The following is a 22,825-nucleotide window of genomic DNA, read 5'->3' on the forward strand; positions in this document are numbered from 1 at the left end:
AGGGCAGAGATGGAGCCCCGGCGCCCCCTTTCAAGGGCGGAATGAAAAAATTTTTCCGCCCGCGCGCCTCGGCCAAGGCGTCGGTCTTGGACAATTTCGGTGACAAGCGTCGCACTGTCAGATATCTGACGTTCATTTACGACAAAGTGTCACCGGATCGGCCTTAGGCTCGGTCAGGCATTCCCAATCACAAGGAGTAGTCGATGCGATTGCTGTCCCCGCTTGCCGCCGCCTGCCTGCTGGCACTGGCCGCCGCGCCGGCCCAGGCCGAGGTTTTCATCAACGAACTGCACTACGACGACAGCACCGCCGCCGGTGACGTCGGCGAAGCCATCGAAGTGGTCGCCACCGCCGGCGAGGACCTGTCCGGCTACCGCCTCTACCTCTACAACGGCAGCAATCCTTCGGCGGCCGCGGTCTACGCCAACAACCCGGTCCCGGCCGGCACCGCCGCCGGCTGCGGCAGCGCGACCATCGCCGTGGTCAACTACCCGACCAACGGCATCCAGAACGGCCCCAACGACGGCATCGCCCTGGTCGATGCCAGCGGCAAGGTGGTCCAGTTCCTCAGCTACGAGGGCGCCATCACCGCCTCCGGTGGCCCTGCCGCCGGCATGACCAGCCAGAACATCCCGGTGGCCGAGACCAACAGCACGGCCGCGGGCACCTCGCTGCAGCTGACCGGCAGCGGCAGCCAGTACACCCACTTCACCTGGGCCGAGTCGGCCAGGCAGACCTTCGGCAGCTGCAACAACGGCCAGACCTTCAGTGGCGGCGGAACCCCGGGCCCGAACACACCGCCGTCGGTCTCCACCACCACCCCGGCGCAGGGCAGCAGCACCTTCCCGGCCGCCGCCGACCTGGAAGTGGTGTTCAGCGAGACGGTGAACCTAGCCAGTGGCGCCTTCGCCCTGAGCTGCGGCACCTCCGGCAGCGTGCCGTTGACCTTCCCGGCCAGCGGCCGCAGCGTGAAGCTGTCCACCAACACTGCGCTGGTGGCCGGTGAGGCCTGCCGCTTCGACATCCGCGCCGCGCGCATCACCGACCTGCAGGGCGCGCACCCGGCCGCCGACAGCCGCATCGCCTTCACCGTGGCCAGCACCGGCGGCAATCCGGACCCGGGCAACCCGGGCGTGCCGGCCGGCTACTACTCCAAGGTCAACACCAGCAGCCCCAGCCAGCTGCGCTGCTCGCTGCATGCCACCATCAAGGGCCACACCGCCTACCCTTACAGCGGCTCGGGCACCAGTACCTGGACCATTCTGGAAATCGCCGACGAGGATCCGAACAATTCCGGCAGGATCCTCGATGCATATCGCAACCACAGCTACGCCAAGGTGACCGATCGCGCCGGCAGTGGCAGTGGCCTGAAGTACAACCGCGAGCACACCTGGCCGAACTCGCTGGGCTTTGCCACCACCACCGGTGACAAGGGCTTGCCGTACGCGCCGTATACCGACACCCACATGCTGTACCTGACCGACGCGCAGTGGAACGCCGACCGCGGCAACAAGCCGTTCGGCAAGTGCGACGCCAACTGCGGCGAGCGCGCCACCGAGGCCAACAACGGCCAGGGCGGCGGCAGCGGCGGCTATCCGGGCAACTCCAACTGGGTGCGCACGCCGGACGGCAACACCGGCACCTTCGAGGTGTGGGGCAAGCGCAAGGGCGACATGGCGCGTGCGGTGATGTACATGGCGATCCGTTACGAGGGCGGCAAGGATGCGGCCACCGGCCAGTCCGAGCCGGACCTGGAGCTGACCGACGACCGCAGCAAAATCGTCAAGACCAGCAGTTCGCCGGCCTACATGGGCCTGCTGTCCACGCTGATCGACTGGCACCTGTCCGATCCGCCGGATGATGCCGAGCGTGCGCGCAATGACGTGATCTACAGCTTCCAGGGCAACCGCAACCCGTTCATCGACCACCCCGAGTGGGCAACCCCGGCCCTGTTCACCTCGGCCAAGCCGGCCACCTGCCAGCTGGCCAACTGACCGCGCAACGCAGCGGTCCACTGCCGCCGCCGGGCCCTGACCCGGCGGCGGCCCTATACTCGGCGGTCATGTCGACCGTCGATCCCGTCCTGCTGCTGTTGACCACCTGCCCGGACCGGGCCAGTGCCGAGCGCATCGCGCACGCGCTGGTCGGCGAGCGCCTGGCGGCATGCGTGACCCGCCTCGATGGCGCGCAGTCGACCTACCGCTGGCAGGGGGAGGTGACCACCGACGCCGAACTGCAGCTGCTGGTGAAAACCACCGCGAGCCGCGTCGATGACGCAATTGCCCGGATCGTCGCACTGCATCCGTATGAACTCCCGGAGTGCATCGCGGTCGAAACCCGGGCCGGCCTGCCGGCGTATCTGGACTGGATCCGGGCACAGACCCGGGAGGACACTGATTGAAGACTCTGTTTGCGCGCGGCGCCGCCTTGTGCGCCCTGTTGTGGCTCTCGCTGCCGGCCTTCGCGCTGGATGAGAAGGACCTGCTGCCGGTGGACCAGGCGTTCGCGCTGACCGCCAGTGCCCCCGAACGGGGCCAGGTGCAACTGCAGTTCAAGATCGCACCGGGCTATTACCTATATCGCCACCGCACCAGCGTCAAGGCCGACCCGGCCTTCAATGCCGGCGCGCTGCAGATGCCCAAGGGCGACAAGCACCACGACGATTTCTTCGGCGAAGTCGAGACCTATCGCGAGCGCCTGCAGGCCACCCTGCCCGGCACTCCGTCCGAGGCTGCCGGCACCATCAGCCTGGAAGTGCGTTACCAGGGCTGCGCCGATGCCGGTGTCTGCTACCCGCCGCAGAAGCGCGTGGTGCAGGTCACCCTGCCGGGCGCCGGTGCGGCGGCGGCGGTGCCTGCCGCGCGTGCCGGTGCGGCCAGCCCGTTCAACAACCCGCTGGCCGGTGCCGGCAACAGCGGTGGCCTGCGCCTGCCGGGCGCGGCCAACAACAGCCAGGCCCTGCCGCTGCCGTCGGAACAGGCGTTCGGCTTCGATGCCATCGCCAGTGACGGCAACACCCTGCTGCTGCGCTTCAGCCCAGCGCCCGGCTATTACCTGTATCGCGACCGCACCTCGCTGAAGCTGGAAGGCAGCGCCGGCGTGCTGGCCGGCAAGCCGCGCTGGCCAGCCGCGCAATCGCATCGCGACGAGCACTTCGGCGATGTCTCGGTCTACTTCAACCAGGTGGAAGTGCCGCTGCCGCTGCGCCGCACTGTCACTGATGCCGTCGACAGCACCCTGGTGGTGACCTTCCAGGGCTGCCAGACCGATGGCATCTGCTACCCGCCGATGACCCGCCGGGTGAAGCTGTCGATTCCCGCTGGCAAGCTGTCCGCCAGCATTGACCAGGCGCCAGCGCGCAACGAGGTGATCAGCCCGCTGCCCGCCGCCGGCGTGCCACGTGAATCCGCCAACGGCGCACCGTTGCGCCTGCTGCCGACCGTCCCCAACGACGGCATTGCCACTCCCGCCGCCAGCGGCAGTGAGGGTGCGCGCAATGAGTTCGCCGCCGACGCGCGCGATGGCAACGCACTGCGCACGCGCCCACCGGCGACAACCCCGAACCCGGACCGTTCGTTCGTGTGGGTGCTGCTGCTGGCGCTGGCCGGTGGCCTGGTGCTGAACCTGATGCCCTGCGTGCTGCCGATCCTGTCGCTGAAGGTGCTGAGCCTGGCGCAGAGTGGCGAAAGCCCTGAGCGGGCACGCAGCCATGCCCTCTGGTACACGCTGGGCGTGCTGGTCGCGTTCGCGGTGATCGGCGCGCTGATGGTGGGCCTGCGCGCGATCGGCAACGCCGTCGGCATCGGCTTCCAGCTGCAGCACCCGGGCGTGGTGGCGGCGCTGGCCTACATCATGTTCGCGGTGGGCCTGAGCCTGTCCGGCGTGTTTACCCTCGGCGGTGGCATCGGCAACCTCGGCCAGTCGCTGGCCAGCCGCAGCGGGCCGGCCGGCGATTTCTTCACCGGTGCGTTGGCCTGCCTGGTCGGCAGCGCCTGCGTCGGCCCGTTCATGGGCGGGGCGATCGCCTACGCGTTCATTGCCCCGCCGCTGAAGGCGATGACCGTATTCCTGTTCCTCGGCCTGGGCCTTGCGCTGCCGTTCCTGCTGATCGGCTTCGTGCCAGCGCTGGCACGCCGCCTGCCCAAGCCCGGCCCGTGGATGGAAACGCTCAAGCACGTGCTGGCCTTCCCGATGTATGCCACCGCGCTGTGGCTGCTGTGGGTGCTGGGCAAACAGCGCGGCGTGGACGGCATGGCACTGGTGCTGGGTGGCCTGCTGCTGTTCGCCTTCGGCCTGTGGCTGTTCGAGCGCAATCGCTGGACCGGCTCGCGTGCGGTGACCCTGCTCGGCGTGCTGCTGGCGATCGGCGCGCTGGTTCCTGCCTGGGGCGTGACCCAGCTGGCACCACCGGCGCGGGCCGCACAGGCCGCCAGCGAGAACGTGGTCGAGTATTCGCCGCAGTTGCTGGACCGCCTGCGTGCGGACAACCGCGTGGTGTTCGTCAACATGACTGCCGACTGGTGCGTGAGCTGCAAGGCCAATGAACGTGCCGTGCTGTCGCGGCCGGAGTTCAAGGAACTGCTCATGCGCACCAACGCGGTGTACATGCGCGGTGACTACACCAACGTCGACCCGCAGATCACCACGTTCCTTGAAGAGCACAAGGCCGTGGGCGTGCCGCTGTACGTGGTGTACGGCCCGGGGGCGCCGCCGACCGTGCTGCCGACCCTGTTGACCCAGGCGGTGGTCGAGGAAGCGCTGCTGCGCACCGCACGATGAAGTGGCAACGGCCAGCGCTGCTGTGGACAGCGGTGCTGGCCGCCGGCCTCGGCCTGTGGGCCGGGCATCGATTCTCACCCGGCCCGTCTGCACCGGCCGCGCCAACGACGGCTTCCACAGCGACGGCCGTGAAGCCTGCCCTGCAGGTGGGTGATCCCTTGCCGGCGCTGATCCTGCCGGACGTGGCGGAACAACCGCTGGACCTGCGCGCCCGCTTCGCCGGCCGGCCGCTGCTGATCAATGTCTGGGCCAGCTGGTGTGCGCCCTGCGTGGAAGAGATGCCCGAACTGGCCCGCTTCGCCGAAGCCCAGGGCGACAACGGTGTGCAGGTGCTGGGCATTGCGCTGGATGCCCCGGACGACGTGCGCGCTTTCCTGCTGCGGGTACCGGTGGACTACCCGATCGTGGTCGAGACGCCGGGGCCAGGCGATGCCAGCGTGCAACTGGGCAATACGCAGGGCCTGCTGCCCTACAGCGTGCTGTTCGATGCACAGGGGCGGCGGGTGAAGGCAAAGCTGGGGCCGTTCGCCCACGGCGAGATCGACGGCTGGGTGAAGTGAGGGTGTTTTTTGCAGGGCTTGGAGCCCTGCACCCTGCTCAATGCAACGGCAACAGCCAAAGCGGGCTTTCCGTGGGATGGCGGGGCGCTGTGGCTGTGCAGGACACGCCGTAAACCCGTCCGTGGGGGCTCGATGGCGCCATCCATGGCGCCAACGGTCCTGCACAGCCACACCGCCCCACCTTCGACAGATTCCGGCGGCTGTTGGTAGGTGTCGACCTTGGTCGACATCTGTCAGATATCGATATTCAGAACGGAATCAGACCCCGTGCCGACCAACGGTCGGCACCCACCAAAGCAGAACGTCGTTCCGACAGATCGCAGGAACTGTCGAAGGCGGGGTGGGTCCGGTTGAGGGGGTGTCCGCGGCATGGATGCCGCGGCCAAGGCTACAGGGACGTACTTGCGCCGTCCCCCGCAACCGGACCCGCCCCGCTTCCTCACAGGAAACCCGCTGTTGCTTCGGCTGTTGCTTCTGAGGTTGCCGGCCAGCGGCCGGCACTACCGCGGGTGCCGGGCGCAGCCCGGCCGGCAACCCCTGCTTGACCGCAGGCAGGGCGCCACGGAGAATTCCGCGACTAATTCTCATTTGCTGTTGCGCAGGATGCGGGCGGCAGCCTCCCGGGCCCCTCTCCTTCGATGTTCAAGAACGTCCTGTTCCAACTGCATTGGCTGCTGGGCATTACCGCCGGTGCCGTCCTGGCCCTGATGGGCCTCAGCGGCGCCATGCTGTCCTTCGAGGACGAGCTGCTGCGCGCGGCCAATCCTGGCTTCGCTGAGATCGCCGAGCACCATGCGGACGGCCAGCATCCCCTTGCACTCAGCGAACTGGTGCCGTTGCTGCAGGCTGGCAGCGAGCGTCCCCTGCAACGCCTGCGCGTGGATGCCACCGGACAGCGGCCGTCGGTCGCGCGCTTTGCCGGCGGCAAGGAACACTGGGTGTACTTCGATCCGTACAGCGGCGAGCGCTTCAGCGCCCTGCGCGGGCAGGCATTCTTCGACGTCGTCGAGGACCTGCATCGCCACCTCGCTGCCGGTGAGCGCGGCAAGTGGATCACCGGCAGCTGTGCAATCGCGCTGCTGTTCTTCACCCTGTCCGGTCTCTACCTGCGCTGGCCACGACGCTGGTGGCACTGGCGCAGCTGGCTGGCGGTGGAGTGGACGCGCAGCGGCCGAGGCTTCCTGTGGAGCCTGCACTCGGTGGTCGGCACCTGGGTGCTGCTGATCTACCTGATGAGTGCGCTGACCGGCCTGTGGTGGTCGTTCGACTGGTACCGCAACGCGGCCAACACGCTGCTCGGTGTGGCGCCGGCGGCAAAGCACACGGTTGCCGCCGACGCGGCACTGGACGTCCATCGCATCGAGGCCACGCTGTACGCGCTACCCGGCGTGCGCACCGGCTTCATCGACCTGCGCCTGCCGGAGAAGCCGGGGCAGGCGCTGAACGTGCGGGTGATGGCCGGTGATCCGTCGCAGCGCGGCGGCCACCACGACCGTGCGCATGACCTGCTGCAGCTCGATCCGGCCAGCGGCGCGGTTCTCGATGCCCGCCCGTACGCACGCCAGGGCGCGGGCGGACAGCTGGCCACCAGCGTGTTCGCGCTGCATTCGGGCAGCTACTTCGGTGTGCCCGGGCGCGTGGTGGTGATGCTCAGCAGCCTGGGCATGAGCCTGTTCTTCATCACCGGCTGGATGCTGTACCTGGACCGCCGCCGCAGCCAGCGTGCACCGCGAGGGCTGCGCCGCGCGCTGCCGGCCACGACCACCGATGGCCGTGGTCCGCCGTGGCTGGTGGTGCATGCCAGCCAGAGCGGACTGGGCGAACAACTGGCGTGGCGTGCGGCCGCGCAGCTGCAGGCGTCCGGTCATGCGGTGCAGGTGCAGTCGCTGGCCCGCGTCGATGCCGCGACGCTGCAGACCACCTCCCAGGCGCTGCTCGTGCTGAGCACGTTCGGCGACGGCGAGCCACCGGATGCCACGCGCCGCGCGGCGCGGCTGCTGCTCGCACAACGCCTGGACCTGTCGCGCCTGCAGTTCGGCCTGCTCGCGCTGGGCGACCGCCAGTACCCGCATTACTGCGGCTTCGGCCGCCAGTTCGATGGCTGGCTGATCGGCAACGGCGCGCGCCCGCTGTTCGAGCGCATCGATGTCGATGCCGCTTCGGTGCCGGCATTGCGCCAATGGCAGCAGCAGCTGGGTACGCTCACCGGCATCGTCACCGATGACAGCGTGCTGCCTGCGGCTACGCAGATGCATGAGTGGCGCCTGCTCGGCCGCGACCACCTCAACCCGGGCAGCGTCGGCGGAGCCATCTGGCGTATCCGTCTTGCCGCACCGGCCGACGTGCAGTGGCAGGCGGGTGACATCCTGCACATCGCACCCCGCCACAACGCGCGGCATGCCGGTGCCGTGCTGAAGGGCCACGGTCTGGATCCGCTGCAGCCCCTGCTGGTCGATGGCCATCCGCGCACGCTGCTGGCGCTGGCCAGTGAACGCGAGCTGCCCGAGGCCGATGCCGCGCTGGCGGTGCAGGATGCCTGCCTGTGGCTTGCCGGGCTGCCGCTGCTGCCCAGCCGCGAGTATTCGATCGCCTCCTGCACGGATGATGGCGTGGTGGAGCTGGTGGTGCGGCTGGTGCATGACGCCTCCGGTCGCGCCGGGTTGGGCTCGGGCTGGCTGTCGTTGCATGCACCGATCGGTGCCGGCATCGTCGCCCGCGTGCATCGCAACCCCGGATTCCATCGCGTCAGCGGCGCGCCGATGGTGCTGATCGGCAACGGCACCGGCATCGCCGGGCTGCGCAGCCTGTTGCGCGAAGCTGCCCACGCAGGCGAGCACGGGCACTGGCTGCTGTTCGGTGAACGCCAGCGCGCACACGACTTCCTGTTCGCCGACCAGATCGAAGCCTGGCAGGCCAATGGCCATCTCACGCGGGTGGACCTGGCGTTCTCGCGCGATGGCGAGGGTGGTTACGTGCAGGATCGCCTGCGTGCGGCCGTCGATGCGCTGCGCGACTGGATGCAGCGTGGTGCGGTGATCCATGTCTGTGGGTCGTTGCAGGGCATGGCCGAAGGTGTGGACCAGGTGCTGCGAACCGCGCTGGGTGATGAAGCGGTGGAAACGCTGCTGGAAAACGGGCGCTACCGCCGCGACGTGTATTGATTCCTGCCGCCGAACGCTGGTGTGAGCCGAGCATGGGCTCGGCTCTACAGTGTTCGTGCAGCCGATGTAGCGCCGAGCCCACGCTCGGCTGACTAGGCCGCCGCGCGCGCCTGCGGCATCGACTGCAAGCGGAACGCGCCCACGGCTTCTGCCAAGGCACGCACCTGCGCCTGCATCTGCGCAGTCGAGGCCCCCGCCTCTTCCACCAGGCTGGCGTTGCGCTGGGTGCTGGCTTCCATCTGCACGATGGTCTGGTTCACCTGAGCGATGCCCGCATGCTGGTCCTGCGACGCACTGCGGATACCTGCCAGCAGCTCGGCCAGCTGCTGCACGCTGCCGACGATCTCGCCCATCGTGGTGCCGGCCTGCGCGGCCTGCTGGTTGCCCTGGCCGACACGCGCCACCGAATCCTCGATCAGCCCCTTGATCTGCTTGGCCGCCTCGGCACTGCGCTGCGCCAGCAGGCGCACTTCGGCGGCCACCACGGCGAAGCTGCGGCCCTGCTCGCCGGCACGCGCCGCTTCCACCGCCGCATTGAGGGCAAGGATGTTGGTCTGGAAGGCGATGCCGTCGATCAACTGGGTGATGTCGCCGATCCGTCGCGAGGCTTCGCTGATGCCATGCATGGTCGCGACCACCTGGCCGACCGCCTCGCCACCCCGCTGGGCCACCGCCGCCGCGCCCTGCACCAGTGCATCGGCGCGGCCTGCGGCATCGGCGTTGCGGCCGACGGTATCGGTCAGCTCCTGCATCGACGCCGCGGTCTCTTCCAGGTTGGCGGCCTGCTGCTCGGTGCGCCGCGACAGATCGTGATGGCCGGCGACGATCTCGCCAACGCCGGTATCCAGGCTGGAGGTGGCCTGCTGGATGCGGGTGACGATGCGGCCCAGCTGCGCGACGGTGGCATTGGCATCGTCGCGCATGCGCGCGAACACGCCCTGCAGGTCCCCCTCCATGCGCACGCTGAGGTCGCCGCGGGCCAGCGCAGCCAGCAGTGCCTGCAGGTCACCAAGGTTGGTTTCAAAGGTGGCCAGCAGGCGGTTGATGCTGGTCGACAAGGTGCGCACGAAGCCCTGCTTGCCCTCCAGCACGATACGGCCATGCAGGTCGCCGCGTGCTGCAGCATCGACCAGGGCAGCGACCTCGGTTTCCAGCAGCGTCTCCAGCGCACGACTGCGCCATTCCACCGCTACGCCGAGGAACTGCCCTTCGTCGATGATGGGGTTGGCAATCAGCTGGTAGCGCACGCCGGCATGGCCGATCTCGCGCTCCTCGCGCTGGCGCGCGCCGGCCAGGCTGGCCAGCGCCGGATGCAGGCGCACGGCATCGCTGCCCACCAGATCTTCGGCCTCGCGCTCGAGTTGCTGCAGCAGTGCCGGATTGACGTAGGCCACCTGGCCCTCGGCATCGATCACCATCAGCCCGGTCTGCGCACTGTCCAATGCCTGCCGCACACGGGTGTTGCCGCGCGCCACGGCACGCTCGGTCTCGATGCGCGCGCGCAGGCGCTGCTGCATGTCGACCAGGCGCTGCGCCAGCTGGCCGATTTCATCGTTGGCGTTGTAGACGCGCAGGGTGGTGTCGAGTCGGTCGTCGGCGATGTCGCTGGCGAAGCGCAGGGTGTCCTGGATCGGCTGGCGCACCGCACGCCGCACCAGCACCAGGCTGGTGATCAACACACCGGCGACCAGCAGCAGGGTCACCGCGAACAGCACGCTCATGGTGCGTGCGCCGGCCTGCTGGCGCGCCTGTGCCTTGGCCAGCGCCGCCACCTGGGCCTGCTGGAAGGCGGCCAGCGCCGGCGCCACGCCGGCGGCGGTATCCAGCAGCGATTGCGCCTCTACATCCAGGCCCACGCGGGCGGCGGTATAGCCCAGCAATGCGGCCTGATAGGCCTCCATGCCGTTACGAAGGGCATCCTGCGCATCGGTCGGCAGGCCCACCAGTGCGAGATCGAACGGCAGCTTTTCTTCGCTCGCACGGTCGGCATGGGTGGAGTCGCCATCGAGCAGCAGCAGTGCCTCCTGGCGGCGCATCTTCTGCAGGGACAACGCCAACGAAGGCCGCTGCAACGCATCCACCTGCGCCTGCAGGGCGTCGGCGGCCTGCTGCAATTGCGCGGCGAGGCCGGCATCGCCACGACCCATCTCATCGACGCGTTCGAACAGGGCGGCCACACCCTGCGAGAACGCGCCGGCGGCTTCGGTCAGTGCCTGCAGCGCCTCGCGCCGGCCGGGATCCATCGGCATCGCGCGCAGCGCCTGAAGATCGGCCTGGAGCGCCTTCTGCGTCGCCAGCAGCTGCGCGCGGTCGGCATCGTCGAAACTACGTGCATACTGGGTCTGCAGACGACGCGCCTCGGCCACCTGCGTGGCCACGCTCGCGGCCAGATCGCTGCCGTGCTGGTAGCTGGCCTGGCTGCGCGCCGCCTGCGTGCTGGCATGGCCGGTCCAGGCGTAGACGGCGGCGATCGCGATCAGGCCCAGCCCACAGACCCACAGGGTCGCCTTGAGCTTGCTGGCCACACTGAGCCGATGCGGCTGCAGCCACAGCAGCAGGCCGGGGGACGCCGAGCGCAGTGCGGCAAGCCGCATGCGCAGGGACCGGAGGTGGGGGACGACGGCCGACATGACAGGCTCCAGGCGGAAGGACGCACCTGTATCGGCGGGAAATGGCGCAACTTTAGGGCGCTCCTGGTTCACTCCCACCGATTGCTGGCGGACGCGGCCTTTGTACCCGGCACAGGCGACGGGGGGATGACACCCGCGCAATGCTTGACCTCAACCCCGGTTGGGAGAGCACAGTAGATCTCCCTCCCCCGCCCGGCGCGCGCATGACGACGCTCGATGTCCCCCGCTACCTGCAACGCCTGAAGCTGGATGCACCGCCACCGCTGACGCTGGCGGGCCTGACCCTGCTGCAGCAGCGCCACAACGCACTGCTTCCGTTCGAAACCCTCAGCTGCCTGCTGCGCGATGCAGTACCGATCGACCTGGACAGCGTGCAGCGCAAGCTGCTCGACGACCGTCGTGGCGGCTACTGCTTCGAACTCAACGGCGGCCTGCTGGCACTGCTGCAGGCGCTGGGCTTCGATGCACAGCCGTTGAGCGCGCGCGTGCTGCTGGCCGCCCAGGACGGCGAACTGACCGCACGCACCCACCTGCTGCTGCGCGTGCAGGTGGACGGCGATGACTGGCTGGTGGATGCCGGTTTCGGCAGCCTGACCCCGACCGTGCCGCTGCGGCTGCATGATCCGCAGCCGCAGGCCACGCCCCACGAGCGCTTCCTGTTGCAGCGCCTGCCCGGCGAGGGGGATTTCGTGCTGTCCGCCGAGTCCGGCGATGGCTGGCGGGCAATGTATCGCTTCGACCTGCACGCGCCGGCACCGATCGACAACGTCGTGGGCAACTGGTACGTGTGCACCCATCCCGATTCCAGTTTCCCCGGCCAGCTGCGCGCATCCCTGACCGGGCCGGACTGGCGACGCACCATCGGCAGTGGCAACTACACCGAGTACCGTCCCGGCCAGGCACCGGACAAGCGGCCGCTGCGCGATGTGGGCGACGTGCGCGAGGTGTTGCAGCAGCGCTTCGGCATGCAGCTGCCGGACGACCCACGGCTGGACCCGGCGATCAACGACTGGCTGCAGCGCTCACGCGCCGCGCCCTTGTAGAGCCGAGCCCATGCTCGGCTGCTGTTGGCCCAGCCGCTCCAGCTCAGCCGAGCATGGGCTCGGCCCTACAGAATCACGCGCGCCTGCAGCGCAATGCGATTGCCTTCGCTGTCGGCGATCTCGGCCACGCGCCAGTCACCGGCATCGGCCGGGCCGAAGCGCAGCTCGGCCCCGGCCTGCAGCGCACGCTCGAGGCTGGCATCCAGGTCATCAACCCCGATGTAGATGCGCGCACCGTGGACGGAGGGCAGATAGTCGGCCCCCGCACCAGCGCCATGCTGGCACCGGTGGCCTCATCGGCAAACGGCAGGTAGGCCATCCTGCAGTCGTGCAGCAGGATCGGTTCGTCCACCGCCACCTGCAGCCAGTGCTGGTAGAACGTGATGGCCCGGCCCAGGTCAGTGACCGGTATCTCGACGTGCAGGATGGGGTTCATGTCCGCAGGATAACCGGATGCTGACACTGCCTTGCAGGTCCGTACTGGCATGCTGGACCGCCCTTTCCCCGCGGAGTCCTGCATGTCCCTGGCCGATCATCGTGGTGCGCTGGCACCGCTGGGCTTCCTGCGCGTGGCCATCAACCTGGGCAATCCAGTACTGGCGCAGGGGGACGCGCGCTCACCGCGCGGGCCGTCACTGGAACTGGCCACGGCATTGGCGCAGCGCATAGGCGTGCAGGCACGCTTCACCTGCTACGACGCCGCGGCCGCGGTGGTCGCTGCAGCCAGCAAGGATGCCTGGGACCTGGCCTTCCTGGCCATCGATCCGGCGCGCGCCGACCGCATCGCCTTCAGCGCCCCCTATGTGGAGATCGAAGGCACCTACCTGGTGCGCGAGGACAGCCCTGCGCAGCAGGTGGCCGACCTGGACCGCGATGGCCTGCGCATCGCGGTCGGTCGTGGCGCCGCCTACGACCTGTTCCTCAGCCGCGAACTGCGCCACGCCATGATCGAGCGGGCCGAGACGTCGGCCGCTGCCATCACCCTGTTCGATCTGCAGCGCCTGGATGCCGCCGCCGGCGTGCGCCAGCCGCTGGCCGCCTGGGCGCAGGCGCATCCCGGCCACCGCGTGCTGGCCGACCGTTTCACCGTGATCCAGCAGGCGGTCGCGGCGCCGGCCTCGCGCCCGGCCGATGCATTGCAGGCGCTGTTCGAGGAAGTGGAGGCGATCAAGGCAGGCTCGTTGCTGGGCGAAGCCTTCGCCCGTGCCGGGCAGGCGGTTACGTTGGTACGGTGACCGCGGGACACACGCAGTCGAGCATGGCTCGACGCTATAAATGCGCGTCTGCCATGTGCCGGACGTGCTCGGCCGCCTGAGCGTGCAGCCAGTCGCGGAAGGCCAGGAAGCCGCGATGGCGGGCCGAGCGCTGCGGGTAGACCAGCCAATGCGGCCAGGCGGTTTTCAGTCGCAGGCTGGACAGCGCCACCAGTTGGCCCGAATCCAGCAGCAGGCGCGCCCGCGTCACCCGTCCCAGCGCTACGCCCACCCCGTCCAGCGCCGCACGGTGATGCGCCTCCGAATCATCCAGCACCGCCACGAAGCGCGGCGGCGGGTTCTGCCCACTCAGCGCGAACCAGGCGCCCCACGCGCCATCGGGATCCCCCAGCAGCGGCCACTGGTTCAGCGGCACGCGGTCGATCCCTCCCATGCGTTCGATCAGCGCCGGGCTGGCCATCGGCAGCAGCCACTCGTCGAACAGCGGCTCCACCACCAGGCCCGGCCACTGCCCGCTGCCCAGCCGCAGCGCGGCGTCGAACTGGCGCTGTCGCTCGAAGTCAATCAGGCGTTCACTCGACTGCAGGTTGATCTCGATCTGTGGATGCTCGGCAACGAAGTGCCCCAAGCGCGGCACCAGCCACGCCGACGCCATCGACGGTACCGCGCTGATCGTCAGCACGTGCTCGGCGCGTGCGGCATAGGGCTGGAAGGCCTCGTTGATCGCATCCAGATGCGGGCCGACCTGGTCGAGCAGGCGCTGCCCTTCCAGGGTGAGGGTGACGCCGCGTGGCTGGCGGACCAGCAGTGGCTGCCCCAGCCGCTCTTCCAGCTGGCGCATCTGATGGCTGAGCGCACTGACGGTCAGGTTCATCGACGCCGCTGCGCGTGACAGGTTGCCCAGCCGCGCGGCGGCCACGAAACCCTGCAGGGCGTGAAGGGGCGGACGGGACATCAGGCTTGAATTCCTCTCAAGGCATGCTTGCGGAAATGTCGCTTTTTCCCGGTCAATGCTGCCCGTATCGTGCAATCCACTCAAGTGGAGGGACGCTCATGAACATCTACGGCAGCCTGTTGTTCCTGCAGGGCCACGTGGCCAACGCCGAACTGGCCCGGCAGCTGGCCTGCCCGTCCACCGGCTCCCCCACGGGTGCGCCGCAACCGGCCGCGCCGGTTCAGCAACCGCGTGGCCGTTGAACACGGCTCAACCTGCATACCAACGCTGGACGTGTTCAGGCAGCCATGGCATTGGGTCGATATCCAGCGCCCGGCAACCGTCGAGGGTGTCACGCAGCACGCGCTCGCCGGGGCCACCGGGCATGCGCAGGCCATCCTCTTCCGGAAGCTGCACCGCCGCCCAGTCGTGCAGCCGGTCCATGCGCAGGCGCTGGGCGGCCTGCAGCCAAGCCTTGAGCTGGAAACAGCGATAGCCCTGTGCGCCCAACGCATCAACCGCGAGCGACAACGCCTGGTTGGCACCACGCACCCATTCGGTGCGACCTCCGGCCTTGTCCTGGACCGTCATCGGCGCCGGCGCGCGGTGCGCCTTGAACGGCGAACGCAGCTGCAGCTCCAGATCACGCGCATCGCGCTCGCTCTCCGCTTCCACCAGCGTACCGGCATCAAGGTCGAAGAACTCGAACCAGCGCCGGTGCAATGCGCTGATGCGCCCGAGCGGATCGCGTGAAAAGCCGATCTTCGCGTAGTCCTCCCACGCACAGGGGAAGACGTAGGCGAAGACACGACCGTCGATGCGGATATGCGGCTGCATGTGCGCAGGCTGCCTCCACTGCAGCCCGGGCGCAACCGGGCGTTGCGGTGGGCGCCGCAGGGCTTTGGCAGTACGGCTTCATGCAGCCGCTGCGGACTATCCTTGCTGGCTGTCGCTGTCATCACCGCCACCATGCCTGCTCCTGCGCCTGCCCACCTGCCGGTCTCGTCCATCACCCTGGACGCGGCAACCTTCGCGGTGGTCCACCAGCACAACGCGGACATCGCGCGGCAACCGGCCTCGCTGACCAAGCTGATGACCGCCTACGCCGCTTACGGATGCGTCGAAGAGAACGGTGGCACGTGGGACCAGGCGGTCACCATCGCCGCCGAGGATGTGCATGCCGTAGCCGATGATGAAACACGCATGGGCCTGGTGCCCGGCGAAACGGTCACGCTGGCGCGCCTGCTGGAAGGGTTGATGATCGTCTCCGGCAATGATGCGGCGCTGGCCATCGCACGCCATCTGGACGGATCACAGCCTGCGTTCCTGGGTCGCATGAACTGGCACGCGCGCCAGCTTGGCCTGCGCAGCACGCGGTTCGCCAGCGTGTCCGGCATCACCACCCCGCACCATGCCTCCAGCGCGCGCGACATGGCGGTACTCGCCGCCTGCCTGCTGAATGACCATCCGCAGATCCTGGCAATCACCGCGCAGCGCACGTTCGCGCATGGCCGCTTCAGCCGCAGCAACCAGAACGCCCTGCTTGGCGAAGACGGCGTGGATGGATTGAAGACCGGCTACACCCAGGCCGCAGGCTTCTGCCTGGCCGCCACTGCCTGCCGGGCTGTGCCCGGGCGGAACCTGCCGGTACGCCTGATCACCGTGGTGCTGGGCGCTGAAAGCCGCGACGCACGCGATGCCCTTGTGCGCGAGCGGCTGGCCGCCGGGTTTGCGGCGCTGGACGACACCACCGCCGACGCCTGAGCGGATCAGCGTCGCTTGACCGTCGCCACGATCAAGCGCTGCAGCTCGGCCTCGGCGCCGGCCTTGTCCAGCGCGCCTGCCGCCACGGCTTCGGACAGGGCTTCGGCCGCACCGAGAATCGCCCAGCGTCCGGCCAGGGGGACCGTGCCATCGGCCGCAAACGGGCCCAGCCAGGTGTCGCAGTTGTCGATGAAGTCCTGCTGGTAGCGCCGACGCACTTCATGGAGTTCCGGCGCGCCCACCAGCGCAGCGAGGATGCCCTGCACTTCACTGCCCTGGCTGAGGACGCAGTCGATGTAGCCGGAGGCGATGGCCGCTGCACGATCGGCCAGCTGCGCCCTGGCACGGCCGATACGCTCGTGGAAGACCACCGTCTGCCGCCCGTCATAGTCATCGTAGAGCGCGGCCAGCAGCCCGTTGCGGGTCACGAAGTGATCATAGGCCACCGGTTTGGTCACACCGGCCGCCTCGGCCAGCCGCCCCAGCGTCAATGCGTCGGTGCCTTCGTCGCCGACCAGCGCCCAGGCCACGTCCAGCAACTGGCGGGCGCGTTGCTCGCGGGTCAATCGGCGGCGCGTGGGAGCGGCGTTGGCAGGCATCGGTGGAGCACGGCGGTCAGCGCATCGGAGCACCGATTTTACGGCCGATCGCCAGCGCGGTCTGCAGATGCGCTTCGGCTGCACCGGAATCGGCGTCCAGCAGCAGGTCGGACGACAGCACGCGCGCGCCGCAGTAGTCGAAGATGCCCATGTCGATCTGGGTCTTCATCGCCGCACCGTAGCCGCGCCGTTCGATCATGTCCGCGCCAGCCCCGCCGATGCCGACCAGATGCACGCCCAACCGCTGCAGCTTTTTCTGCACCTTGCCATCGGCGCCGTCCTGGTAGGCCCAGCCCTGGGTGAACACACGATCGATCCAGCCCTTCAGCAGCGCGGGGAAGGACCACCAGTACAGGGGATAGACCAGTACCAGCGTGTCGGCAGCCTGCAGCCGCGCCTGCTCGGCGGCGACGTCAGCCGGAGTCGCGCCGGTGCCACGGAACAGCGCCTGGTCCTGCATGTTGAAGCGCGGATCGAAGCCTTCAGCCATCAGATCGGCGTGGGTCACGCTGTTGGCGGCATCCGACGCGGTGATGGCTTCGCCGATGCGCCTGGCGATGGCATGGGTCAACGCGCCGGGTTCAGGGTGGGCGGTAACGATGAGGGTGTGCATGGGGCATGTCCGGAGTTCACTAACTACCAATAGTAAGTAGTGTCGCCCGGGATACCAGCGCCATGCGTGGGACGCTGTTTCCGCATCCACCGTATAGTGCGGCGGTTCCCACTGAGCTGCCCGACGATGCACCGGTATCTGCTTGCCCTTCTGCTGGCCCTGCCGATGGCAATGGACGTTACGCCCGCGCTGGCCGGTGAACTCAGTCCGGAAGACTCGGCCGCATTGCGCAAGGAGGTGCAGGCGATGATGGGCGCCTTCGCCCGTGGCGATACCGAGCTGATCATCGCGCGTACCCATCCCAGCCTGAAGCAGCTGGCCGGTGGCGACGAGGCCTATGCGCGGGCGACCCGCGACACCGTGAAGGCGCTGCGCAGGGCCGGCGTCAGCATCATCAGCGACGAGGCAGGCGTGCCGGGCCGCACCTATGCGGCCGGTGACGAGGAAGTCTGCTTCGTACCGCGCCAGTCACTGCTGCGCGTGCGCGAAGCGCCGATGCGCAGCACGTCATTCATGGTTGCTGTGAGACGCGTCGGTACAACGCAATGGCGCTATCTGGACGGCGCGGCGATGCTGGACAACCCGGCACTGCTGCGGCAACTGCTGCCGGCGCTGGAGCCGGGCGTGACGCTGCCCAGGGGCGGGATGGAAGCGCTGTAGTCGCAGGCGCGCGTCCATCCACGCCCGGGGTGGTCCATTGCAGGCCTGGGCATGTGTCAGCGGAACAGCGCGTTCAACGCCGCGCCCGAAGCCGCCTGCTGCAGGCCATCGAAGCGACCGTCCTGCATGATCGGCTCGATGGCCTGCATCAGCCCACCCCACGCGGCTCGCGCCAGCGCACCGCCCAGGCTGACCCGTCGCACGCCGAGTGCGGCGATGTCCTGCAGGCTCAGCGGTGTCGGTCCACCGACCAGCAGGTTCACCGGCTTCGCCCCCGCAGCGGCAACCACCGCGCTGATCTGTTCGGGCGTGCTGATGCCCGGTGCATACAGCACATCGGCGCCGGCCTCGGCATAGGCGCGCAGGCGCTGCAGGGTGTCCTGCAGATCCGGCACGCCAACGAAGAAATTCTCGGCCCGCGCGACCAGCAGCACATCGCCCCCCGCGCGGTCGATGGCCGCACGTGCCGCACACAGTCGCTCGACCGCCTGCCCGATCGGCCGCAGCGGCGCATCGGCCACGCCGCTGGCGTCCTCGATCGACAGCGCCGCAATACCGGTGTCGATGGCCGCCGCCACCGCCTCGCCCACTGCCTGTGGCGTGGCGCCGAAGCCATCACCGAAATCGGCGTTCAACGGCAGCGGTGTCGCGGCCGCCATCAGCCGCAGATGTTCCAGTGTGGCCTGCAGCGAAACCGCCCCATCCGGCCGCCCTTCACTCCAGGCGCAGCCGGCACTGGTCGTGGCCAGTGCCTGGAAGCCCTGCCGCTGCAGGTAGCGGGCGCTGCCCACGTCCCACGGATTGGGCAGCACGAAACAACCGCGCGCATGCAGCTGGCGGAAACGCGCGCGCTTGCGCTGGGTGTCGGCATCAAGCGGGGTCATGGCGGGTTCCCGGGCGGCAGACCTGCACCCTAGCCCACGCTGCGGCGGCACTCAATCACGGCGTGGGCCAGCGTGCATGAGGTGATGCCGGCTGCTTATTGGACACCACCGTGCACGCTGCCCGAGCGTGCTTGCCTGCCACACAGTGCCCCACGGAGCCCCAGATGCACCCGGACCCGCAGACCCTGATCGACGCCGGCGACGATGACGCCCATTGGGCCGACCTGCTTTCACCCGCGCGCCGTCGCCTGATCGCGTCGGCCGGGCTGGCCGCTGGCGGCCTGGCCAGCGCGTCGGCTGCCACCGCAGCCGCGCGCAGCGACAACGCCGTGAACACCACCGAACCCGGGCGACCCGGCTTCCGCGCCATCGTTCCGCCAGCGCCCGAGGGCCGCAGCCCTTGGGGCCAGGCCACGGCCAGCGAGCCTACCCCGCGGCCGGCCAGCGTGCGCCCCGGCGAGGCCACGCTGCCCACCCGGCCACGTGCCTACACCGCCATCAAGAGCTACCACGCCCACATCTACTTCGACGAGGACAGCTTCGAGAAGGCCGCGCTGCTGCGGCGCTGGGCCGCCGAGCGCTTCCCTGTGGAGCTGGGCAACTGGAACCTTGAGCCACGCGGGCCGCACGTCACCCCGTCGTTCTATTTCGGCTTCACCAACGACCTGCTGCCGGTGCTGGTGCCCTGGCTGCAGCTCAACAGCCTGGGCCTGACCATCCTGATCCACCCCAATACCGGCGATGGCCGCGCTGACCATCTGCATTACGCGTTGTGGGTGAACCGCGCGCAGCCGGTCAATGCCTACAACTGGCCGGCGCCGAAGCCCGGGCAGCCGGAACCGCTGGAAGAGGTGTTCCCGAACGTGGTGCCGACGGTGCCGCTGGAGATCTGAGCGGCCGGGTGTCGGAGAGCTCCATGTTGGGGCGCAGTGTGCTGCTCACCGAACCCCGTCCTCCCCGCATGGCGTGGATGCCGGCATCGTCGGCCTACGTGCACGCATCCCCGTCCAGCACCACGTTCAGCGCGCCTTGATCCAGCGCCCGCCATACGGCCGCAAGCGCTCCGGCAGATTTCAAACATACGATTGAAACGCTGCAAACTTCGCCGAACTGGACAGCATCCGCCGGTTCCGCCAGACTGCCGCCCTTTCCCGTCTTCCGGATCCCATGGCGAAGCTGCTGGTCCTGCACGGCCCCAACCTCAACCTGCTCGGCACCCGCGAGCCGGAGGTCTACGGCCACACCACGCTGGCCGACATCGACCAGGCCCTGGCTGCCCAGGCATCGGCCGCCGGACACACCGTGGAACGGCTGCAGTCCAACGCCGAGCATGTGCTGGTGGACCGCGTGCAGGCTGCGCGCAGCGACGGAACCGCTTTCATCCTGATCAACCCCGCCGCCTTCACCCACACCTCGGTCGCCCTGCGCGATGCGCTGGCGGCGGTGGCGGTGCCGTTCATCGAGATCCACCTGTCCAACCCGCATACCCGTGAGCCGTTCCGCCAGCACAGCTACTTCAGTGACAAGGCAGTGGGCGTGGTATGCGGTTTCGGTGCCGACAGCTACCGCTACGCGATGGACGCGGCGCTGCTGCGCGTGCAGGCGGCCAGCGCGTGAAGATGCCGCCGCGCGTGCTTGCCGGCATCCTGCTGTGGGCCGGTCTGTGCGGCGCCAGTGTCGCTGCCGAGCGCGCGGCCGCGGGCATCGACTGCGCACAGGCAAGCGGCGGCTACGAGCGCGACATGTGCGATTCCGATCGCCTGGATGATGCCGACAGCGCATTGAACGCCGTCTACGCGCAGGCGCGTGGCGAACTGAAGGCGCAGGCAACCGATGGCAGCTGCAGCCGCTGCGCGGCGGCCGAACAGCAGCTGGTGAAGGCCCAGCGCATCTGGATCACCTTGCGCGATGCAGATTGCGAGGCGGTGTATGCCTTCAATGCAGACGGCACCTCGCGCAACCCCGCGAAGATGCAATGCCTGATCACCCAGACGCGCGACCGTACGCGGCAGCTGCGCGAGTTCTACGAACTGCTTTGAACCGAGTGCAACCGCACTCTCCACCACACTGACATCACGAGCAAAGAGGCCACCATGGATCTCCGCAAAATCAAGAAGCTGATCGACCTGCTGGAAGAGTCGAACCTGGCTGAAATCGAAATCAAGGAAGGCGAAGAGTCGGTGCGCCTGTCGCGCGCCCCGGTGGCCGGCTATGCCGCCCCGGTCGCCGCGCCGGTGTATGCCGCTCCGGCCGCCCCGGCGCCGCAGGCGATGCCGATGCAGTCGCCGACCGAAGCCTCCACCGGCGGCAGCGCCAAGCCGGGCCCGGCACTGCCGGAAGGCCACGTGCTGCGCTCGCCGATGGTCGGCACCTTCTACGCCTCGTCCGCCCCGGACAAGCCGGCCTTCGTCACCGTGGGCCAGCAGGTCAAGGAAGGCGAAACCCTGGCCATCATCGAAGCGATGAAGATGTTCAACCCGATCGAAGCCGACACCTCCGGCACCATCGTTGCCATCCTCGGCGAGAACGGCCAGCCGGTGGAATTCGACCAGCCGCTGTTCGTGATCGGCTGAGGGGCGCGCCATGCTCGACAAAGTCGTCATCGCCAACCGAGGGGAGATCGCGCTGCGCATCCTGCGCGCGTGCCATACCCTCGGCATCCGCACGGTGGCCGTGCACTCCACGGTCGACCGCAACCTCAAGCACGTGGCCATGGCCGACGAGTCGGTCTGCATCGGTCCGGCGCCGTCGCCGCAGAGCTACCTCAACATCCCGGCCCTGATCGCGGCGGCGGAAGTCACCGACGCCCAGGCCATCCACCCGGGCTACGGCTTCCTGTCGGAGAACGCCGACTTCGCCGAACGCGTGGAAGAATCCGGCTTCATCTTCATCGGCCCCAAGGCCGACACCATCCGCATGATGGGTGACAAGGTCGAAGCCATCCGCGCGATGAAGGCCGCGGGCGTACCGTGCGTGCCCGGCTCGGGCGGCCCGCTCGGCGAGGACATCGTCGCCAACACCAAGATCGCCCGCGAGATCGGTTATCCGGTCATCATCAAGGCGGCCGGCGGTGGCGGTGGTCGCGGCATGCGCGTGGTGCACGCCGAAGCGTCGCTGAAGACCTCGATCGAAACCACCAAGAGCGAGGCCAAGGCCGCGTTCGGCAATGGCGAGGTCTACATGGAGAAGTTCCTGGAGAATCCGCGCCACGTGGAAATCCAGGTGCTGGCCGACGGACAGGGCAACGCCATCCACCTCGGTGAGCGCGACTGCTCGATGCAGCGCCGCCACCAGAAGGTGGTGGAAGAGGCACCGGCGCCGGGCATCACCGCCGAGCAGCGCGAGCAGATCGGCAAGGTCTGCGTGGAAGCCTGCATCCGCATCGGCTACCGCGGCGCGGGCACGTTCGAGTTCCTGTACGAGGACGGCCGCTTCTACTTCATCGAAATGAACACCCGCATCCAGGTGGAGCATCCGGTCACCGAAATGGTCACCGGCATCGACCTGGTGGCCGAGCAGCTGAAGATCGCCGCCGGCCAGAAGCTGTCGATCAAGCAGAGCGACGTGGTGCTGACCGGCCATGCCATCGAGTGCCGCATCAACGCCGAAGACGCCGAAACCTTCGTGCCGAGCCCGGGCACCATCACCGGCTTCCATCCGCCGGGTGGCCCCGGCGTGCGCGTGGACACCCACATCTACAGTGGCTACCGCGTGCCGTCGAACTACGACTCGATGATCGGCAAGCTGATCGTGCACGGCCCGGACCGCGAAACCGCCATTGCCCGCATGCGGGTGGCACTGAGCGAAATGGTGGTCGATGGCATCAAGACCAACATCGCCCTGCAGCAGAGGATCATGCGTGACAAGGGCTTCCAGGCCGGTGGCCAGAACATCCACTACCTGGAAAAGCGCCTGGCCGAGCGCAAGAACAAGCCGATCGCATTGACCTGATCGGCGCCAGGTGCTGGACATGAAAAGGGCGGG

At 68.6% G+C, this 22,825-nt stretch carries 22 protein-coding genes; 15 read left to right on the forward strand and 7 right to left on the reverse strand.

Translation table 11 applies throughout. The features are described 5' to 3' along the window. Positions 1–203: 203 nt before the first annotated feature. The 5 genes from AC5P7I_RS03880 (at position 204) to AC5P7I_RS03900 (ending at position 8,500) form a co-directional block, all read left to right on the forward strand. Positions 204–1,994 carry an endonuclease gene (locus tag AC5P7I_RS03880; RefSeq protein WP_014648594.1) on the forward strand — a complete coding sequence of 597 codons (1,791 nt, stop codon included), beginning with the start codon at positions 204–206 and terminating at the stop codon, positions 1,992–1,994. Positions 1,995–2,062: 68 nt separating this feature from the next. Further along, positions 2,063–2,401 carry a divalent-cation tolerance protein CutA gene (cutA, locus tag AC5P7I_RS03885; protein ID WP_014648595.1) on the forward strand — a complete coding sequence of 113 codons (339 nt, stop codon included), beginning with the start codon at positions 2,063–2,065 and terminating at the stop codon, positions 2,399–2,401. After that, positions 2,398–4,779 carry a protein-disulfide reductase DsbD domain-containing protein gene (locus AC5P7I_RS03890; RefSeq protein ID WP_262087825.1) on the forward strand — a complete coding sequence of 794 codons (2,382 nt, stop codon included), beginning with the start codon at positions 2,398–2,400 and terminating at the stop codon, positions 4,777–4,779. The genes cutA and AC5P7I_RS03890 overlap by 4 nt, the downstream gene beginning before the upstream one ends. Next, positions 4,776–5,339 (forward strand): redoxin family protein, encoded by a 564-nt coding sequence (locus tag AC5P7I_RS03895; protein ID WP_164077595.1) that lies wholly within the window; start codon positions 4,776–4,778, stop codon positions 5,337–5,339. The genes AC5P7I_RS03890 and AC5P7I_RS03895 overlap by 4 nt, the downstream gene beginning before the upstream one ends. Before the next feature lie 638 nt (positions 5,340–5,977). Further along, a complete protein-coding gene (locus AC5P7I_RS03900) occupies positions 5,978–8,500 on the forward strand; it encodes a PepSY domain-containing protein (protein WP_262087824.1) in 2,523 nt (840 codons plus the stop codon). A gap of 92 nt (positions 8,501–8,592) precedes the next feature. Here AC5P7I_RS03900 and AC5P7I_RS03905 read toward each other — a convergent pair whose 3' ends face one another. Beyond that, the gene (locus tag AC5P7I_RS03905; protein WP_164077592.1) at positions 8,593–11,130 is read right to left on the reverse strand and encodes a methyl-accepting chemotaxis protein; all 2,538 of its coding nucleotides are present in this window, start codon (positions 11,128–11,130) and stop codon (positions 8,593–8,595) included. 203 nt (positions 11,131–11,333) lie between these two features. Here AC5P7I_RS03905 and AC5P7I_RS03910 point away from each other — a divergent pair, with 203 nt between their 5' ends. Beyond that, positions 11,334–12,173, forward strand: coding sequence for an arylamine N-acetyltransferase family protein (locus AC5P7I_RS03910; RefSeq protein WP_032959088.1), 840 nt, complete (start codon positions 11,334–11,336; stop codon positions 12,171–12,173). A 73-nt stretch (positions 12,174–12,246) separates the two neighbouring features. Here the strand turns inward: AC5P7I_RS03910 and AC5P7I_RS03915 are convergent, their stop codons facing one another. Then, positions 12,247–12,609, reverse strand: coding sequence for a VOC family protein (locus tag AC5P7I_RS03915; protein ID WP_262087823.1), 363 nt, complete (start codon positions 12,607–12,609; stop codon positions 12,247–12,249). A gap of 82 nt (positions 12,610–12,691) precedes the next feature. Between AC5P7I_RS03915 and AC5P7I_RS03920 the strand changes: the two genes are divergently transcribed. Then, entirely contained in the window at positions 12,692–13,408 is a 717-nt protein-coding gene (locus AC5P7I_RS03920) for a transporter substrate-binding domain-containing protein (protein ID WP_262087822.1), read from the forward strand. Positions 13,409–13,442: 34 nt separating this feature from the next. Here the strand turns inward: AC5P7I_RS03920 and AC5P7I_RS03925 are convergent, their stop codons facing one another. After that, positions 13,443–14,342, reverse strand: coding sequence for a LysR substrate-binding domain-containing protein (locus AC5P7I_RS03925; RefSeq protein WP_014648603.1), 900 nt, complete (start codon positions 14,340–14,342; stop codon positions 13,443–13,445). A gap of 98 nt (positions 14,343–14,440) precedes the next feature. Here AC5P7I_RS03925 and AC5P7I_RS03930 point away from each other — a divergent pair, with 98 nt between their 5' ends. Beyond that, entirely contained in the window at positions 14,441–14,584 is a 144-nt protein-coding gene (locus AC5P7I_RS03930; protein ID WP_169411611.1) for a hypothetical protein, read from the forward strand. A 7-nt stretch (positions 14,585–14,591) separates the two neighbouring features. On the opposite strand, the gene AC5P7I_RS03935 is transcribed toward AC5P7I_RS03930, so the two are convergent. Continuing rightward, complete coding sequence (locus AC5P7I_RS03935) at positions 14,592–15,158, reverse strand: GIY-YIG nuclease family protein (RefSeq protein ID WP_032959085.1); 567 nt, start codon at positions 15,156–15,158, stop codon at positions 14,592–14,594. Between the two features lie 132 nt (positions 15,159–15,290). On the opposite strand from AC5P7I_RS03935, the gene AC5P7I_RS03940 reads away from it, so the two are divergent. Next, on the forward strand, positions 15,291–16,085 hold the full coding sequence (locus AC5P7I_RS03940; protein ID WP_164077594.1) for a serine hydrolase: 795 nt from the start codon (positions 15,291–15,293) through the stop codon (positions 16,083–16,085). 5 nt (positions 16,086–16,090) lie between these two features. Here AC5P7I_RS03940 and AC5P7I_RS03945 read toward each other — a convergent pair whose 3' ends face one another. Then, positions 16,091–16,684: a TetR/AcrR family transcriptional regulator gene (locus tag AC5P7I_RS03945; RefSeq protein ID WP_111205593.1), complete on the reverse strand. Its 594-nt coding sequence runs from the start codon at positions 16,682–16,684 to the stop codon at positions 16,091–16,093. Positions 16,685–16,700: 16 nt separating this feature from the next. Then, positions 16,701–17,297, reverse strand: coding sequence for an NAD(P)H-dependent oxidoreductase (locus AC5P7I_RS03950; protein WP_049407909.1), 597 nt, complete (start codon positions 17,295–17,297; stop codon positions 16,701–16,703). A gap of 126 nt (positions 17,298–17,423) precedes the next feature. Between AC5P7I_RS03950 and AC5P7I_RS03955 the strand changes: the two genes are divergently transcribed. Continuing rightward, entirely contained in the window at positions 17,424–17,957 is a 534-nt protein-coding gene (locus AC5P7I_RS03955; protein ID WP_014648608.1) for a hypothetical protein, read from the forward strand. Positions 17,958–18,013: 56 nt separating this feature from the next. On the opposite strand, the gene AC5P7I_RS03960 is transcribed toward AC5P7I_RS03955, so the two are convergent. Next, positions 18,014–18,841 (reverse strand): isocitrate lyase/PEP mutase family protein, encoded by an 828-nt coding sequence (locus AC5P7I_RS03960; RefSeq protein WP_134966121.1) that lies wholly within the window; start codon positions 18,839–18,841, stop codon positions 18,014–18,016. A gap of 164 nt (positions 18,842–19,005) precedes the next feature. Here AC5P7I_RS03960 and AC5P7I_RS03965 point away from each other — a divergent pair, with 164 nt between their 5' ends. The 5 genes from AC5P7I_RS03965 (at position 19,006) to accC (ending at position 22,792) form a co-directional block, all read left to right on the forward strand. Next, positions 19,006–19,734: a DOPA 4,5-dioxygenase family protein gene (locus AC5P7I_RS03965; protein ID WP_014648610.1), complete on the forward strand. Its 729-nt coding sequence runs from the start codon at positions 19,006–19,008 to the stop codon at positions 19,732–19,734. Positions 19,735–20,008: 274 nt separating this feature from the next. After that, complete coding sequence (aroQ, locus tag AC5P7I_RS03970) at positions 20,009–20,458, forward strand: type II 3-dehydroquinate dehydratase (protein ID WP_032959080.1); 450 nt, start codon at positions 20,009–20,011, stop codon at positions 20,456–20,458. Continuing rightward, positions 20,455–20,880 carry a lysozyme inhibitor LprI family protein gene (locus AC5P7I_RS03975; RefSeq protein WP_032959079.1) on the forward strand — a complete coding sequence of 142 codons (426 nt, stop codon included), beginning with the start codon at positions 20,455–20,457 and terminating at the stop codon, positions 20,878–20,880. The genes aroQ and AC5P7I_RS03975 overlap by 4 nt, the downstream gene beginning before the upstream one ends. 54 nt (positions 20,881–20,934) lie before the next feature. Beyond that, positions 20,935–21,414: an acetyl-CoA carboxylase biotin carboxyl carrier protein gene (gene accB, locus AC5P7I_RS03980; protein ID WP_005419696.1), complete on the forward strand. Its 480-nt coding sequence runs from the start codon at positions 20,935–20,937 to the stop codon at positions 21,412–21,414. A gap of 10 nt (positions 21,415–21,424) precedes the next feature. Beyond that, positions 21,425–22,792: an acetyl-CoA carboxylase biotin carboxylase subunit gene (gene accC, locus AC5P7I_RS03985; RefSeq protein ID WP_014648613.1), complete on the forward strand. Its 1,368-nt coding sequence runs from the start codon at positions 21,425–21,427 to the stop codon at positions 22,790–22,792. The last annotated feature ends 33 nt before the right edge of the window (positions 22,793–22,825 follow it).

The sequence above is a fragment of the Stenotrophomonas sp. YJH_SMC_138 genome (assembly GCF_059369855.1).